14 protein-coding genes and 4 tRNA genes are annotated in these 17,056 nt (G+C 33.6%); 7 read left to right on the top strand and 11 right to left on the bottom strand.

Annotated elements, in window-relative coordinates; all coding sequences use genetic code 11:
• Nucleotides 1-23 precede the first annotated feature (23 nt).
• On the top strand, nucleotides 24-845 hold the full coding sequence (gene mazG / locus AC0QT1_RS03230) for a nucleoside triphosphate pyrophosphohydrolase (protein ID WP_473200510.1): 822 nt from the start codon (nucleotides 24-26) through the stop codon (nucleotides 843-845).
• A gap of 72 nt (nucleotides 846-917) precedes the next feature.
• On the opposite strand, the gene sufA is transcribed toward mazG, so the two are convergent.
• A complete protein-coding gene (sufA, locus tag AC0QT1_RS03225; RefSeq protein WP_473200561.1) occupies nucleotides 918-1,295 on the bottom strand; it encodes a Fe-S cluster assembly scaffold SufA in 378 nt (125 codons plus the stop codon).
• 521 nt (nucleotides 1,296-1,816) lie between these two features.
• Here sufA and AC0QT1_RS03220 point away from each other — a divergent pair.
• Nucleotides 1,817-1,893, top strand: a tRNA-Pro gene (locus AC0QT1_RS03220).
• A 1,342-nt stretch (nucleotides 1,894-3,235) separates the two neighbouring features.
• Here the strand turns inward: AC0QT1_RS03220 and AC0QT1_RS03215 are convergent.
• The 4 genes from AC0QT1_RS03215 to AC0QT1_RS03200 form a co-directional block, all read right to left on the bottom strand.
• Nucleotides 3,236-3,415 carry a hypothetical protein gene (locus AC0QT1_RS03215; RefSeq protein WP_473200511.1) on the bottom strand — a complete coding sequence of 60 codons (180 nt, stop codon included), beginning with the start codon at nucleotides 3,413-3,415 and terminating at the stop codon, nucleotides 3,236-3,238.
• A 274-nt stretch (nucleotides 3,416-3,689) separates the two neighbouring features.
• On the bottom strand, nucleotides 3,690-3,845 hold the full coding sequence (locus AC0QT1_RS03210) for a hypothetical protein (protein ID WP_473200512.1): 156 nt from the start codon (nucleotides 3,843-3,845) through the stop codon (nucleotides 3,690-3,692).
• Between the two features lie 77 nt (nucleotides 3,846-3,922).
• The gene (locus AC0QT1_RS03205) at nucleotides 3,923-4,204 is read right to left on the bottom strand and encodes an NADPH-dependent FMN reductase (RefSeq protein ID WP_473201626.1); all 282 of its coding nucleotides are present in this window, start codon (nucleotides 4,202-4,204) and stop codon (nucleotides 3,923-3,925) included.
• 747 nt (nucleotides 4,205-4,951) lie between these two features.
• A complete protein-coding gene (locus AC0QT1_RS03200; RefSeq protein ID WP_473200514.1) occupies nucleotides 4,952-5,446 on the bottom strand; it encodes an Hsp20 family protein in 495 nt (164 codons plus the stop codon).
• A 277-nt stretch (nucleotides 5,447-5,723) separates the two neighbouring features.
• Here AC0QT1_RS03200 and AC0QT1_RS03195 point away from each other — a divergent pair, with 277 nt between their 5' ends.
• The 3 genes from AC0QT1_RS03195 to AC0QT1_RS03185 all read left to right on the top strand — a co-directional run bounded on the left by AC0QT1_RS03195 (nucleotide 5,724) and on the right by AC0QT1_RS03185 (nucleotide 7,987).
• Nucleotides 5,724-6,641: an alpha/beta fold hydrolase gene (locus tag AC0QT1_RS03195; RefSeq protein ID WP_473200515.1), complete on the top strand. Its 918-nt coding sequence runs from the start codon at nucleotides 5,724-5,726 to the stop codon at nucleotides 6,639-6,641.
• A gap of 811 nt (nucleotides 6,642-7,452) precedes the next feature.
• Nucleotides 7,453-7,815, top strand: a complete 363-nt coding sequence (gene cpdR / locus AC0QT1_RS03190) for a cell cycle two-component system response regulator CpdR (protein WP_004858948.1) — start codon at nucleotides 7,453-7,455, stop codon at nucleotides 7,813-7,815.
• Nucleotides 7,816-7,912: 97 nt separating this feature from the next.
• Nucleotides 7,913-7,987 (top strand) — tRNA-Val (locus AC0QT1_RS03185).
• A gap of 1,476 nt (nucleotides 7,988-9,463) precedes the next feature.
• On the opposite strand, the gene AC0QT1_RS03180 is transcribed toward AC0QT1_RS03185, so the two are convergent.
• The 5 genes from AC0QT1_RS03180 to AC0QT1_RS03160 form a co-directional block, all read right to left on the bottom strand.
• Nucleotides 9,464-9,540 (bottom strand) — tRNA-Arg (locus tag AC0QT1_RS03180).
• A gap of 38 nt (nucleotides 9,541-9,578) precedes the next feature.
• Nucleotides 9,579-9,884: an ETC complex I subunit gene (locus AC0QT1_RS03175; protein ID WP_473200516.1), complete on the bottom strand. Its 306-nt coding sequence runs from the start codon at nucleotides 9,882-9,884 to the stop codon at nucleotides 9,579-9,581.
• Nucleotides 9,885-9,981: 97 nt separating this feature from the next.
• A tRNA-Pro gene (locus tag AC0QT1_RS03170) sits at nucleotides 9,982-10,058 on the bottom strand.
• 420 nt (nucleotides 10,059-10,478) lie between these two features.
• A complete protein-coding gene (gene hdaA / locus AC0QT1_RS03165) occupies nucleotides 10,479-11,162 on the bottom strand; it encodes a DnaA regulatory inactivator HdaA (RefSeq protein ID WP_473200517.1) in 684 nt (227 codons plus the stop codon).
• The gene (locus AC0QT1_RS03160; RefSeq protein WP_473200518.1) at nucleotides 11,159-12,370 is read right to left on the bottom strand and encodes an AI-2E family transporter; all 1,212 of its coding nucleotides are present in this window, start codon (nucleotides 12,368-12,370) and stop codon (nucleotides 11,159-11,161) included. The genes hdaA and AC0QT1_RS03160 overlap by 4 nt, the downstream gene beginning before the upstream one ends.
• Nucleotides 12,371-12,540: 170 nt before the next feature.
• Here AC0QT1_RS03160 and purM point away from each other — a divergent pair, with 170 nt between their 5' ends.
• The gene (purM, locus tag AC0QT1_RS03155) at nucleotides 12,541-13,626 is read left to right on the top strand and encodes a phosphoribosylformylglycinamidine cyclo-ligase (protein WP_473200519.1); all 1,086 of its coding nucleotides are present in this window, start codon (nucleotides 12,541-12,543) and stop codon (nucleotides 13,624-13,626) included.
• Nucleotides 13,623-14,234, top strand: coding sequence for a phosphoribosylglycinamide formyltransferase (gene purN / locus AC0QT1_RS03150; protein ID WP_473200520.1), 612 nt, complete (start codon nucleotides 13,623-13,625; stop codon nucleotides 14,232-14,234). The genes purM and purN overlap by 4 nt, the downstream gene beginning before the upstream one ends.
• A gap of 267 nt (nucleotides 14,235-14,501) precedes the next feature.
• On the opposite strand, the gene AC0QT1_RS03145 is transcribed toward purN, so the two are convergent.
• A complete protein-coding gene (locus AC0QT1_RS03145) occupies nucleotides 14,502-17,045 on the bottom strand; it encodes an ATP-binding protein (RefSeq protein ID WP_473200521.1) in 2,544 nt (847 codons plus the stop codon).
• Nucleotides 17,046-17,056 lie beyond the last annotated feature (11 nt).

Genomic DNA, 17,056 nt, shown 5'->3' with positions numbered 1-17,056 from the left:
AAAGATTTATAGGAAATGCATAAATGATCGCGTCAAAAGATATCAATAATCTTATCGCAATTGTCACGGCATTACGCAATCCTAATAACGGATGTGTCTGGAATATAAAACAAACATTTGAATCCCTTATACCCTATATGCTCGAAGAAGTTTACGAGGTTATCGATGCTATTGAGCGGAAAAACCGAACAGATCTTTGTGATGAACTCGGTGATCTTCTTTTACAAGTCGTCTATCATGCTGCAATTGCACAAGAAGAAGGGTGTTTTACCTTTGAAGACGTTGTTTACACAATCACTGCAAAAATGATTCGACGTCATCCCCATGTTTTTGGAAATGCAGAGCAAAAAAAACGTGGTTTTGTAGCAGAAGAATGGGAACAGATTAAAAGAACAGAACGGGCTGAACAGAAAAAATGGTGCGAAGAAGCAAGTTCTTCAAACGATTTCACAACAAGCATTCTTGCAAAAGTAAAAAACATTCAGCCAGCAGATCAAGAAGCGCTCGCTTTACAAAAAGCAGCTGCCAAAGTGGGGTTTGATTGGTGTGAGAATCATAATTTTTTTGCAAAAATTGAAGAAGAATTCAATGAACTCAAAGAAGCAATAAAAGATAATAAAACGTCAAATATAGAAGCGGAATTTGGTGATCTTTATTTTACTCTGCTTAATCTTGCACGTCACTTGAATATTGATTCACAAAAAGCATTAAAAGAAACAAATAAAAAATTTCGAAATCGTTTTACCTATATTGAAAAAAATCTATCCACTCAATCTAAAACATTGACTGATGCAACCTTGAGTGAAATGGAAGAGCTTTGGAATAAGGCTAAAACTGAGGAATAATAAATATCAAATTTTATCAACCTAAAAAATTACCAAACTATCGAATCACTTAATGAAATCTCTTCATAGTGCTCAATTGGCTTTATACGTTTCATCTAGCTGATTCTGCAAAGCAGGACGAAGTTCTACTGATTCACCGCATCCACATGCTGAAACCTGATTAGGATTTTTAAATACAAAACCAGAACGAAGAGTTGTCACTTCGTAATCCACCTGCGTACCTAATAAAAACAATACCGCATCACGTGCTATAAAAACACGAGCACCGTTCATTTCAACAACATCTGCTTCTAGATTTTCTTCCTTTACAAGGGTAACGGTATATTCCATCCCAGCACATCCCCCTTTCTTTATACCGATAAGAATACCCCGCGCCTCTTTTTTATCCATAATCGCTTTAACACGATTCGCTGCAGCTTCTGTCAAATTTATTACCGAAAAACGGCTCATCATTTACTCTCTTCTTGCTAAACAAAAACTTTGAACATGTTTCATCTACTTTATCCATTTATCTGGTATATAAGAAATAAAACAACAAGGTATAAATTGAAATGTTTTTAAGCTTTTCTGACAGTAATAAAAATCTTATAGGCAATAATTTGGCTGTATAATTATACAACTTGAGATTACTATTTAACTATCCTCCTATCTTATGAAGAATGCTTCTTTTATAAAAATCACAAACAGAGAAAAATTCTTCAATATCCTTAATTCTGCTATTATCCTTATAAAAGTGCTTACCTTTTTGCAAAATTTTTAATGAACAAATAAAAATATTAACAAGCCACTATCATTTTCTTTCGCTCTTAATTAAGTGCAAAAAAATAAATGCATTTTAAAGCATATAGATCTCGCAAAACCGTATGCTCACTTTCACAAACTCTCTTTAAAACTGCAAGAATAATTTAGATTTTCCGTTTATTTTTCTCTTGCCTTTAAAGAAACAGTCGGTTAGTCGTTTTACAAAGATCCGGAGCGTAGCGCAGCTTGGTAGCGCACTTGACTGGGGGTCAAGGGGTCGTGGGTTCAAATCCCGCCGCTCCGACCATTTTTCTAAAAAATATATCCGTCAATATAAGATGTATCTATTTTGAACAAAATTACTATAGCTCGTCACCAAATTTCGTATGTTTTAACATGAGATTTCGTCCCACTTTATTTTTTTAAGATCACTTTGCACCTTATGAAGACAAAAACTGATCCTTTAAATAAGGTGCCTTTGAAATAAAGTTTGTCCTAAAGCGCCACAGCTTAACCCAAGAATATTTTACACATCAGCCTTACGTCCCAACAAGAGCTTTCCATCGGCGCTGACAAATGTGTGCCTACACTTTCGCCAATTTATCATAGCTTTTTCATTAATCGTTACCCCTCATATCTAGAGATTCAAAATACGCCTTGCCATATTTTTATTTTAAATATCTAACACCCTCTACAAAAAGCTTAATGCGTCCTCAGTGATAAAAGACTTAAATATTTTCTAAAAAACTTTTACAGATTTTGTATAAAATTTTGAGAACACCCATTTTACATGGATAATATCAAAAATTGTCTCAGAGGTGAATTTTGTGCTTATCACTCGTATTTGAACAATATTCGACAAACTATGATATATTCCCTTTATATTCTTAGACTGCTTTAAAAGCACTGTGTATACCCTGCACCTTAAAAATCAACACTGCTTCTTGCAATTTACAAAATCGATTGCAATGAAGGAATGAAACTCATCTCTTTAATACATTTATTACGTCAGCTACAAATTTCTTTGTTTCAAATTACATACGATAAATAATTGTCTTATTGATTTGCATTCATCTATCTTAAAATTCAAGAAAACACACCACTTATTTTTTATTTACGGCAACTTCTTTGGCCGCATTACGGATAACCACCATAGCATCTGGTACAGCAAAAGCTTAGACACCCGCTCTTTTAAAGTAGATCAGAAAAATATGCATTTGAATCAAATGCATCAACACCAATTGCGCTTTCAGCGTATCAATAATTTTTCCTTTTTTAATATTTAATTTCTCATCGCATAACTCTTCTATAACTTCTGCTTCTTCATTATATGATCTTATTTTTTACTCGCTGACTTTATCAACTTAAATTATGTCTTACACAGTTTTTACTTTAATAAGCATACTAATTATGATTTTTTTGACTAATCCTTATTCAATCTCATGCATTCCCCCATCAACTGAACCATAGAAAGAGCTTGACCGATTTTGATATTACTCTTTTCATAACAAGTATTTATGCTTAAAAAGAATATACAAAAAAAATCCTAATCCACTTCACCATCTTAAATAATCACAATTTTAATTCATTCATACGACCTTTCATTGTGTAAAATACCTATTTCTTACCTCCTGATAGGTAAGCCACCGCTAGCCATTTGGTGCCGTTTTTCGTCCTAATTTAACTAACATTAAATCAGCCTTATTTTTGCACGCACACGCAACAATCATCTTGTTATTAGCGTTACGACCAAAAACATAAAGAATACACGGTGGCTTAACCAAAAGAGCCAATTGCTTCATCAAAACTTGTAAAAAATGTATGGGCAAACGAATAAATCCATAATATGCAATATTTTAGCCTATACCATTGCATCTCACAGCTTCTAAAAACTGTGCCCATGAAGCTGTAAAATAATAATCCAACGGTACACACGGATATTTTTTTACAATACCTCAAGCTAATATCAATGAGATAGAAAACGTACTACAATAATCACTTCTTGTAGCTTTAAAGACTTGACACTAGGGAAATAAGCAGCTCCGTACTATCTAACATTAAATAACGATATTGCATCATTTTTTATCATCCCCCCCTTTTGGCTCACAAAAATACGTACATTTCATCAGCAAGCCGCTCACAACGTGTTTGCACCTCTTCACTTATAACTTTCCATGTACGACCTTCATCATCCGATGTAAAATCCTCTTTGGCTGAAGCGACTTGACATTGTAGCGTGTGCCCATAAAGTGTACGCACCACTGGCACTAAATGCTCACACGGTTGTGCGCATTTTTGGGTTGTACTACCATGAGAGATAATCCCAACAGGTTTATTTAAAAAGCATCATAAGCCAAATTATCAATAGCATTTTTTAAAACACCCGAATAAGACCCTTGATAAAGAGGGCTGGCGAGAATGATACCATCAGCCTCCGCGATTGTCTTAATAAACTGACGTACCGCAAGACTTGGATTATCCTCTACACAATGATGATAGTCTGGATCAGTAATCGGCAAGGACTGTTCACGTAAATCAACCCAATGTATCAACATTTCCCGCGTCAATAGATAATCAGCTAAAGTCCTTGTTAACGATGGTTGACGTACTGATCCCAAAATAATTGAACCTTCAATAGAATTCCCCTTTATGTTTTTCTCTGACAAGTCTGAATAAATACTGATAACTGATTGTAAATAAAATGACTTACATAAATATGCTATCTATAATAATAGCAATTGTGATTGCATAACACAGTTTAAAATAAATACATATAAAAAATATTAATAGATACAATAAATTATATAAATATGTACAAATAAATATTTAATGTTTTTATAGTAATTAATTATTTTTTATATAAAACAAATAATACATTATTTATTAAGAATAATTACATCAAAAATATTATTAATATTTAAAATATGTACGTTATAAAAACAACTTACTAATGTTATAATCGGATATTTCTATTGTTTTTGGCTTGTTTTGGAATGAGCTTACTTATATTTATTTCACTTTTTTAAAAGTTTTACAAAATATTCTACTTTTTTAATTTTTATGTACAAAAATGCAATTTCATCAACAACTTATTTAATGGTAAAAAATATGCATAAAAACAACAAATTATTACATATTCCTACCCAATTTTTCCCTTGATCCTATGTAGGACAAAACTTCATATCAAACTATAATTATTATTTTTATACAGATATGAAATTTCAAAAATTTACTCTACTGTCTTAGTTTACAATGAATTATCAATTGATAAAAAATTATTCAAAAAAATCTTCTTTTCAATAAAAAAATATAAAAAACGCGAGACTTTTATCTCGCGTTAACTTACTATCCTAAGATATTGATAATCATTCAGTTTTCTCAACTTCTACACTCTCTTTACGCATACCATGGTTGTTATCATTTTTCATAGCAGAGAGTGTCTTCACAGTTATTTTTTTTGGTTTTAGTTCGGCCGGCATTTCTCTTTTAAGCTGAATATGAAGAAGTCCATCACCAAGCTCTGCTCCAATAACCTTAACATGATCAGCCAAATGAAAACGCCGCTCAAAAGCACGTGAAGCAATGCCTCTATAAAGAAATTCCCGTTCTTTATCATCATTGTCCGGCTTTCTCTCACCCTTAACAATCAATTGATTGCAATGCGTTTCTATATCGATTTCATCTTGAGAAAAACCAGCAACCGCCATAGAAATTCTATAAGAATCTTCAGTTAAACGCTCAATATTATAGGGTGGATAAGAAGAAATGTCATCTGGTTGTGTTCTAGAATCAAACCAATTCAAAAGATGGTCAAAACCTACTGTTGAACGATAAAATGGTGAAAAATCTACTTGACGCATAATATTGCCCTCCTTTAGAGCGACTATAGTGAATTGATTTACAAAGTTCCCAAATAGCAAACCTAACTGTAAACCAGCAGTCCCAGAATGGCGACCACACTATTTATCTGGGAATTGCTCTCTCCTCTGTCAACTCTTTTGAGCTTGAATTCGTAAAACATATTATATTAAAGTAACATAACCGTTTCTTAACTCTTCTTCATCATTATATAAACATCAATCCTTTCGTTCTCATATTTCGCATTAAGTTGCAAAAATACACTGTAAAGGTTTTCAATTGGAAACACCTCTTTACTCGACAAACTGGAATCACTTTTCTTCTAATATCCATAATAATTATCTTAAGACAGCCATTGATCGAGAAATTCGTTTTGCAATAATGTATCCTGAAATGAAAAAATCCAAAGGAACTGTTGTTATTCTTGAAAGCTATGCTTCTACTTTAGAAGAATATTTTTCACCAATGAATGAAATTTCTAAACGCGGTTTTCATGCAGCAATATTTAATTGGTATGGTCAAGAAAAATCGCAATTCAGGACGAGAAAACAGAATCGTCATCATTATTTTGATATTAACAATGATCTCAAAGATTTATATGAATTTCTTAAAAATATTGTTTATTCTGATTGTCCACCACCTTACTATATGCTAACCTATGGTATGGGTGGATTGATAGCACTTGGCGGACTGGATCTTATTAATCATCAATTTAATAGAATGCTTTGCGTATCGCCTCTTTTTGCTCCGTTTGGCAATAAGGTAAATGGCTTTCAACATAAATTAACACAACTTCTTTCTGATATAGGTCTTGGTTTCTTACCAGCTAAAGGTGGGAAAAAACTAAAACAAACAAAACAAGCAAATATGCAATTAAAGCAGGAAAAAAAAACACACATCCCCCTCATCAAAACTCCAACATCTCAATGGATGGCATCAGCACTTAACACAATTGATTCTATTAAAAAAAGTGTACTTCATGGACATTTACAAATTCCCACACTGTTTATTCTCGCTAATCAAAACAATATTATCAATAATATTGAAGTGCGACAATTATGCCAACACACACGCCTGACAGAGAGTATAACCATTACAGGTGCTGAACTTGATACAATCATGTATAAAGAAAGTTACAAAAAACAATTTTGGGCTGCATTTGATGCATTTATTCCCAATAGCATGGCTATAAGATAATATTTCTTAATAAAACCATAATTGAATTCTATGAGAGTAAATATATTGGTTTTTAAGTAAAAATACAGATTTAAGATTATTTCTTTGTTATATAAAAGGCCTTTTTACAATATTTTTTGTTCTATAAAAACTTAAAACAATTTATACTTTTAATAAAAAAATAAAACGGTTACTTCCAATGTATTTTAACAATCGTAGAAAATTAATATTATTTTACAAACAATTAAAATACTAAAAAATAGTATTAATACAATAGAATATATTATTAAATAAAATAGCAAAAATATATTTATATTATTATTTGATAATAAAGGTTATTATATTATATCATCAGAAAATAGTGATTTTATCGATTTAAAGAAAATACTCTATAAATAAATCTTATACGTTTACAAATGACAACTCAAAGTATACGGAAAAAAATAATAAGAAAAACTCTGCTCTGTTTTATACCTTTTCAAAAATAGTAATTAATATAACATTGTTCTGACTGCCCTAGCTAGGCAATTTTTCAAGTGTGTATTTCGTAATTTCTTTAATGAAACTGTGTTGAGAATAGAAAAAGCAAAAAGAAACTGCCATTAATTACGTTTTAAATATTCCGATACTGCTTTTCTCTTTCAATGTGACATACATTTCGAATTTAACGAACTAACAACTAATACGCTGTATTATTGACAAGAATATAAGAATTAACCATTTTGCCATTCATTCCAATTATAAGCATTTTATCATCTTTTTTATAAATATCCGCTATTGTATAATTGATGTGGCAAAAAACTATGACGAATGGAGCCATTGGAACATAATCATGAAACGAATCCTGCTCGCAGAAGATGATAATGATATGCGTCGCTTTTTGGCAAAAGCCTTAGAACGTGCAGGCTATGAAGTCGCCGATTTCGATAATGGTGCTAGCGCATATGAACGTCTACAAGAAGAACCGTTTTCGCTTTTGCTTACTGATATTGTAATGCCAGAAATGGATGGAATTGAACTAGCACGACGCGCTACCGAAATTGATCCTGATTTACGAGTAATGTTTATTACAGGATTTGCAGCTGTTGCCCTTAATTCAAACAGCGATGCACCTCCTGATGCAAAAGTACTGTCTAAACCGTTTCATTTACGTGAACTCGTGAATGAGGTTGAAAAGATACTTATAGCTGCTTAAAATGCACTTTTCCAAATTATTCATGCCTATTTCATTAGAAAATTAAATTAGGCATTGACGTTTGTAATTCTATGTGTTGTATGCAACATCATTGAATGGGCGTGTAGCTCAGCGGGAGAGCACTACGTTGACATCGTAGGGGTCACAGGTTCAATCCCTGTCACGCCCACCATGACTTTATATCTCTATTAAGCTATTAGTTGTCTTTCTATTTTCAGTAAGAGGCATGCAGATAAAAGGATTTCAGAGCCTATGTTTATAAAGCACAGGTATTGGTAACATGATTTTTAATAATTCTTTGAATTTTGCTAAATCATATTATAAAATGACTATTCATGTTTCTAGCAAACATACCGACAATTTTACAGTTTAATAACTCAGAAGCTTTATTCTAAATAATTTTAAAATAAGAAACTGCTTTTCTTTCATCATCACCTGATATGATCCACATACTCATTGAATCTTTCGTTGGAGAGCAAACTTTTAGCCAAAATCTTTGAATACAAGGTTATAATATAGCTATTTTACAATAAAGATTAAAAGAAAAAATTCCAATAAAAGCTGAATGCCTGTATTCGCACCACATTCCTAATGAAATTTAAAAATAAGCAATGGTTACTTTGAAGCTCGTGGATTTATATATCTTATTTGCATAATATTTTTAACGTGTAACTGAAAAAGGCTGTTAGCCTTTCAATATAAAACACCCAACAGAATCGGCTGAAAAATTATAAAGAAAAAAGAGAGAAAACAAGAAAAATATTTGAAAATAACGATACACTATCTAAAAAATTAAGCATCCGATAAACAGCATTTTGTATCGAAAAAAGATATTGTTTCTTATCAAGAAAAACGTAACAAATCGGTATCTTTCTATCTTAATTAACGACGAAGACTCGCCAGCGAGAATGCTGCTTTAATCCAATTTAAATTTGCGATACTCAAAATAAATATAAAGAGTTTTCATGTTTATAACTTTATATGGAATCCATAAGCAATACATAGACCAACCAATTGAGAAGATCATTTAAGTCATTATCAAAAATCTTAATACGGCATGGGAAGTAGGAGCTATAATACTCTTTCGAACAAAAATTCTGCTTCTAATATAAACCTACTAAAATTTTTTAACGCAGAAAACTTCAACCATAGCTAAAGAAGAGATTAATAAATACTAGCATTAAAAGGTATTTAAAGTGTATCTGAAGATATTTGTATCATGAGGATATGATCTAGAAAAATTTAATTAATAACATCATTCATTGAAAACAAAATTGTTGTTTTCCTTTTGATTTTTTTAATGGGAATCATCCTCTAAACCTGATTCTATTAGAGATGAAACTTTCTCCTGTAATAAAGTACACTAAGCCCATTAGAGCTAATTTTAGCAACTCACTTTATAAAACATGCAATGTAGAAAAATTAAAACAGTCATGAATTGGAAGATAACCAGCACTACACACAGTTATTTTAAGTACTATTAGTTTTAAAATGAAAGTGTCTTCTTAACTGAACAGAAAATAGCACAGCGTTTTTCTATCCTAAGAAGCTTATAAAAAATTACAAAAATACTCAGAACAATGAAAAATAAATCAATAAAATTAAAAGAAGAAAGATTTCCCAATTTTTATTTGATTGTCCTGAGATATGGTGATCCCGACAGGATTCGAACCTGTGACCCACGGCTTAGAAGGCCGTTGCTCTATCCAGCTGAGCTACGGGACCAATTGATCATTTTCTCAATCCAAAATAGCATCTTTCACTCAATGCGTCCAAGATTGCTGCCTATCGCTGCGAAAATTATCAGAATAAGAAATAGCACGCCGAATCGGCTTCTGTGCTCTTTCTACACGATAAGGAATAGAATTCTTACGCGCAAAAGAAACTGCCTCTTCTTTGCTATTAAATCGGATTCTTATCTGATTCTTCATATCAGATGTCGCCGTATACCCCATAAGAGGTTCACGCATTTTTGCCTGTAACGGCTCATATTGCAAAATCCAAAAACCAACATTCCTTCTGCCTGACTGCATCGCTGTCTTCGCAGGACTATAAATACGTGCGATCATGATAACTTTCCTTCAGAACACACAATGCTTGAATGATAATTTCTCCACCACAGGCACCCAATTGGGTGATTTCTTAATATAATAAAACCACAAAATATGGTCGGAGCGATAGGATTCGAACCTACGACCCCCTGATCCCAAATCAGGTGCGCTACCAAGCTGCGCTACGCTCCGCCATTTACATTGATTCAATGCATATTCCCTAAAATTTTCATAACAGAAGTGCAAGAGAAAAACACATTTTTATTTAATTTTGTTATTTTTCTTTACAGAGAACAAGCTTTTTTAATTTTTTTTCCTCTAAATGACCAATTTATTGCAAAAATAAGAAAAGGATATCCACAAGAGAAAGAATTCACTCTAAGGTCAACAAACATTGAACTCTTCTCTATAACTATAAAATAATGTGTATTAAGCACATTATAGAAAGGTGCATCATGCAAAAAAGGAGCAAAATGAAAACATATGTTTATTTATTCGCGACGAATGCCTAAAAAGCTAAAAACTAAAATCATGAATTTTCTATCTGCACGCTATAATTACAATAGAACACAAGCACTTCTTATTAAATAATTTGTATCACGCTCAAAGTATTTACTGCATTTGCATATTAAGAACTTCACCAATAACAGCCCGCGTTATTTTACTTTTTCTCTGTAATGCTAACTGATCAACAGAATCAATCACACGCTTTAATGAAGATAAAGAACGTTCACAACGACTTACAAGATAGTAAACAGCATCTGGATGAACGATAATCTGCCTATCAGAAAAAAGTTTAAAAGCAACAGCTGTTAACAATGCATCATCAGGCTGATTAATGGTAACTAACATAACAGAATTAAGGCGACTTTTTAGATCCTTTAACTTTAAATCCCACACAGAAGGAACTGTACATGCAGTTATCAACAAAGTAGCATGACGTGCATCAAGATTTGCTTGCTTAATACTATTAATCAAGTGAAAAAGCCCTGTCTCACTAATTTCACCAGCATCAATATCCTCAACTAAAAAAGATCTTCCTGAAGAAGCTACTGCAATAGCCTGATCAATTTCATTACGGGGAATCGTTAAAGCTTCAGCTTTTTGCGCCCATATACTAGAAAAATGGGTTTTTCCAGATCCTTCCTTTCCAACCAAAACTGCGATAGGTAAGATCCAGTTTGGCCAATGATCAATGAGTTCAAAAGCCATACGATTGCTTTCTGTCACCACTAAATCATGGAAAACCGAATTATAAGAAAAGTTTAAGGGTAATTGCGTCTCATGCCCATTCATTCTAATGACTCCGAATTTCCACTTCGTGAATACAACTGAGAGTTACGGTAAGTATGAAGAGCAAAACGAACTAAAACGCCAACAGCCGCTGCCGCAGGAACAGCAACAAGCATACCAGTGAAACCAAAAAGTGAAGAGAAAGCAAAAAGTGCAAACATCAACCACACAGGATGAAGCCCCACTGATGAACCCACAAGTTTTGGTTGAAGAATGGAGCCTTCAATAAATTGTCCAATTAAAAAGAGAACTATAACAACGATAATCCATACCCAATTATCCGGATAAAACTGAACCCATGCAACACCAACTGAAAGCAGAAAACCACTCATTGTACCGATATAAGGAACAAAGCTGATAAGACCAATAAACATACCAATCAAAAGACCAAAATTAAGCCCTGTGATACTTAGACCAATAGCATAATACCCTCCCAATATTAAACAAACTGTTCCTTGTCCACGAACAAAACCAGCGATCGCTCTATCCATTTCATAAAAAATACTGCGAACGGTTTCAAGATGATCTCGTGGTATCAACGAATCAATTGCTGTAACCATACGCGGCCAATCTAATAACATGTAAAATGTCACCACAGGAGCCACAATAAACAGACTAACAAGATTAACGATAGATTTTCCTGACTTCAAAAGTGAATTTAACAGAGAGGTAATAAAATCAGAACTTTTTCCCAAAAGCCCTTTAATATTACTCTGTAATTCATGTGGATCGCTACCAAAATAGCGTCTAACCCAATCAAAATCATGCTCAACGAAAAACGTTTGAATCCGATTAATATAAACAGGCAGACCATCACTCATGAACTGCTGTATTTGCCAACTGATAATAGGAATTAAAATGATTAAAGCGGCAACAAAAACAACAATGATAAACAAGGTAATAAGAATAGTGCCAAAAACACGACGAATACCAATTTTTTCAAACAATTGAACGATAGGATTAAGAAAGTAAGCTAAGACAATTCCTGCTACGAAAGGAAGCAAAATAGATCCAAAAATAAACATAAAAAGAATAAAAAAAACCAGCGTACCAAGCCAGAAAAAAACTTGTTTTTTCATATTATTCGGCAACGGCATTTGAGTATAAGCCGGCACATAAGCCTTATAACGATCATGGGAACCATTCTTACTAACTTTCTTTTTCATTAACTGCCAAGAAGACTGTCCATGATTATCTGATATCTTGCTCATAAAATATCCTAAAAAAAACTCTTCACAAAGATTATAAACTTCTTCAACATGGGTCTCAAGAAGAGTTGCTTATTTTCTCTTAAATGGTAAATAATCAATATCTCTTGTAGGGATAACTCTATCATGGCTTTACATAACGTCAAAACCTGATTTTCAGAAGGAAAGCTCCAATGAGCAATCAAGATATCATAAATGATGAGTCCAAATGTCGTCTCACCTACGCAAAAGCCGGTGTAAACATCGATATGGGTAATGTCATGGTAGAAAAAATTAAACCCTTCATACGCTCAACAAAACGAGCAGGAGCTGATGCCGAAATTGGTGGCTTTGGTGGTCTCTTTGATCTAAAAGCGGCAGGCTTCACAGATCCCATTCTCGTAGCAGCCAATGATGGTGTAGGAACAAAATTAAAAATTGCCATTGAAACCGGTATTGATAACACTGTGGGCATTGATCTCGTTGCTATGTGTGTCAATGATTTACTGGTACAAGGTGCCGAACCTCTCTTCTTTCTCGATTATTTTGCAACTGGTAAACTTAACCCTGAACAAGGTACTGCAATTGTTTCCGGAATTGCGGAAGGATGTAAACAAGCAGGTGCAGCTCTTATTGGCGGAGAAACGGCAGAAATGCCAGATATGTATGCAGAGGGAGACTATGATTTAGCAGGTTTTGCTGTAGGAGCATGCGAACGTAGTGCATTACTCCCTTCAAAAGACATTACGGAAGGCGATATTATCTTAGGACTTAACTCATCTGGAGTTCATTCCAACGGTTTTTCTCTGGTAAGACGAATCATTCAACAAAGCAATCTAAAATGGGAAGATCCTGCTCCTTTTAATCCTCAAATCAGCGTTGGTACCGCATTGCTCACACCAACACGCATTTATGTAAAATCTCTTCTTCCTATCATGCGAAATCATGAAGGAATAAAAGCACTTGCTCATATTACAGGAGGGGGCTTTCCTGAAAATATTCCACGAATACTTCCTTCTTCTCTGTGCGCTGAAATTAATCTTTCTGTCATTAATGTTCCGCCTATCTTTTCATGGATTGCCAAACAAGGAAAAATAGAGGAAGTAGAAATGCTACGAACATTCAATTGCGGTATTGGCATGGTTATTATCGTAGCACAATATGCAGTTGAAAAAGTTATACAAGCGCTTGAAATGCAAGGAGAAACAGTTACCCTTCTTGGCATTTTAACAAAAAGCCAAGATAAAGGAATATTCTACAAAGGTGTACTTCATTTATGAAAAAACAAATTGTTGTGTTTATTTCTGGCAACGGATCCAATATGGTTGCTCTTGCTAAAGCCTGTAAACAAAAGGAATACCCTGCTGAAATCGTTGCAGTTATTTGTGATAAGCCTCATGCTGCTGGTATTGAAAAAGCTTATCATAATAACTTGTCTATTCATGTTATTGATCGCAAAAGTTACCCTACTAGGGAAGCACATGAAGAATCTATCTTTGCGGTTTTAGCCCAATATCAACCGGATTTACTCTGCTTTGCTGGTTATATGCGCCTCATCTCACCGCAATTTGTAAAACTTTATGAGAGACGAATTTTAAACATTCATCCTTCTCTTTTACCTTCATTTAAAGGTTTAAATACACATGAAAGAGTTTTACAAGCAGGCGTTAAAATCACTGGTTGCACTGTTCATCTTGTTACAGAAGACATGGACGCAGGAGAGATTCTTGCTCAAGCAGCTGTTCCCGTCTGTCCAAATGATACCGCTGATAGCTTAGCCCAAAGAGTTCTTAAAGTGGAACATAAACTCTATCCCGCGGCTTTAAAAGCCTTCATTAAAGGAAACGATAAAATGCTAGATCTTCAACAACAGCTTTTATCCTTTTGATTCTGCCAACCAGCTCACTTCAATATTACCGTTAATTTATTCTTCTTAAACATTATAAAGATCTTGATGGAATGAAATCCTTTGTTTCATGAATAATTTTGTATAAAATCTATGCAATAGCTTTCTTGAGGTGTATAATTACAAGTATTTAATTACTCTTTTAAGTAATTCTTTCTAAAAATTATCATGATTATCCTTTTAAGAATCTCTAACTTTTATCTAAAAAATCTTAAAATAAACAATTTTTCTATTAGATAAGTTTTCATTTTATTGTTCGAGTGTCTCTTTAACTGTTAGAGCCAACTGTTTGAGTGTAAAAGGCTTAGATAAAAAACTAAAAACAGCATCTTGTGGAAGATTTTTAGTGAAAGCATCTTTCGTATATCCAGAAACAAAAATAAATTTGATATCAGGATATTTTTTACGCGACTCTTTGAGCAAAGTAGGACCATCCATTTCTGGCATTACTACATCGGAAACAATGATATCAACAGCACCTTTGTTTTCTTCAAGAACAGCAAGGGCTTCCACCCCACTTGCTGCTTCTAAAACAGTATACCCTCTCATTTGAAGCGCTCTTACCCCACCCATTCTGACAGAATCTTCATCTTCAACCAATAAAACAGTCGCAGATCCTGTTAAATCTGTATTTTTTTCTTGCTCTTTCACTTTTTCAATCTGCGGGGAAATTTCATCGCAAATATTAGGAATATAACGAGGAAGAAAGATATGAAATGCTGTTCCTTCGCCTTCTTTGCTATCACAGGAAATGTAACCACCTGTCTGTTTGATAATTCCATAAACCATTGATAAACCAAGCCCTGTTCCTTTTCCAACTTCTTTTGTTGTAAAAAATGGTTCAAACATTTTTTCTTGTGCAGCAGCAGATATACCAGTTCCTGTATCTGAAATAGTCAATTGCACATACTCACCAATTCCAAAACCAACATGATCAAATTCAGCACTCTGTTGTTTTGTAATATTTTTTGTTGCAATCGTAACAAAACCTCCATCTGGCATGGCATCACGCGCATTAATGACTAAATTCATAATAACACGCTGGAAAGACCCTTGATCGATTTCGACACTCCACAAATCTCTACCATGAATAATTTTTAACTGAATGTTATTTCCTAAAAGGGGTAGAATAAGATTACGCATATCTGATAAAAATTCTGTAAAATCAACCTTTTCAGGGCGAAGGGTTTGCTTTCTAGAAAAAGCTAACAATTGCTGCACAAGTGCAGCAGCGCGATTGGCATTATTTTTGATATTGATAAGATCAGCATGAGCTGGATCAGAACTACGATGTGTATTTAAAAGAAGATCGCATGACATCAAAATTGCTGTTAACACATTATTAAAATCATGAGCAATGCCGCCAGCCAATTGCCCAACAGCTTGCATTTTCTGACTTTGCACCATTTTATCTTCAAGCACTTTTTGTTCTGTCGTTTCTATGACAGAGAGAATGGCAAAATCTCTTAAGACATCATCATAAGATAACTTTACAGACATAACATGGAGACGCACATGACGTTCTTCATTGTTTTTCAAAATAGTTTCTATCAGAGCTGTATAATTTTTACTTGTTGTAATTTTTTGCAATGCGCGTTCTAACTGCGCATGATCACGACTGGATATAACATCATAAAAATTAAGAGTTTTTCCCGTACATCCCATAAGTAACGAAAAGGCATTATTCATATGAAGTGATTGTCCTTTCTGATCCACTACAGCTATTGCAAAGGGACTCGCATCAAAATACTCTAACAATGCACTGGGTAATTTTAATTGATCGTCGTTTTCTCTCTTTTGTATTTGTTGTGGAATTATCACAATACGATAAAGAGCTTCATTCTCTAGGAGAGAAGAAGCACACATAAAACAATTCAATATTTTCTTATCAGCAGTCTCTGAATTTAAATATAACGAAAACGCATAAGGCAAAGAATAACCTGAATTTTGATATTTGTTGCTTTGCAAACAAATATCATTCCATGCGCTATTCGCTCCAACGCTCTTTAACAATTGATCAAAACTATATTGACCAACAGTAAAATTTGCTAAATCAATTGAAAACCATTCAGCAAAAACCGCATTTGCATAAACAATCATCCCTTGTGTATTAACAGATAAAAAACCAACAGGAGCTTGATCTAAGTGATTGATAGCTTCTTGAAGATCCGAGAAAAAAACTTCACGATATTCCTTTAAATGCGAAATATCAGCAATACGCCAAAATAAAAGTTTTTTTCTGTGTTTTGTAATTGGTTGAACAGAGATATTATACCAAAAGATTTTTTTTTGTGTAGGATAGGTAAAGATCGACCGTTCTATCCTTAATTCTTCTTGTGCTACAAGATTACTACATGCTGCAACCTTTAAGCGATATGAAAGTGCACCAGCTCCTGGAAGATCAGCAATAACCACATAACAAGAAGCTTGAGGCTTATAGGTAAGAAGTTTTCGATAACGTTGATTAGAATAATGGACAACACCTGATAAATCAGAAACTATAATTGCATCATCAATATTATTGAAGATACTAAGATCAAATTCATCATGCCACTGCGCAGCATTGTATCTTAACACCCCTATCCCACTCAAAACAAGTGCAGCAACCCCTATCACCGCTAAAGCCCAAAAAGATAGTAACACAGTTTTTTGCAAATAGCTGTGCGGATAAAAAAAACTGAGAATACCTATAATGAAAAGAAAAGCTATTATAACAATAATGCTAAGAATCATACCTCTTCGATCTACAAAAAAAGATGATGATCTTTTACTTTTCTCAAAACCTTTATCCATCTCAGTTTACC

Source organism: Bartonella sp. P12B (assembly GCF_055796185.1).
The sequence above is the reverse complement of the archived record's forward strand: the minus strand, read 5'-3'. Positions and strand labels throughout refer to the sequence as shown.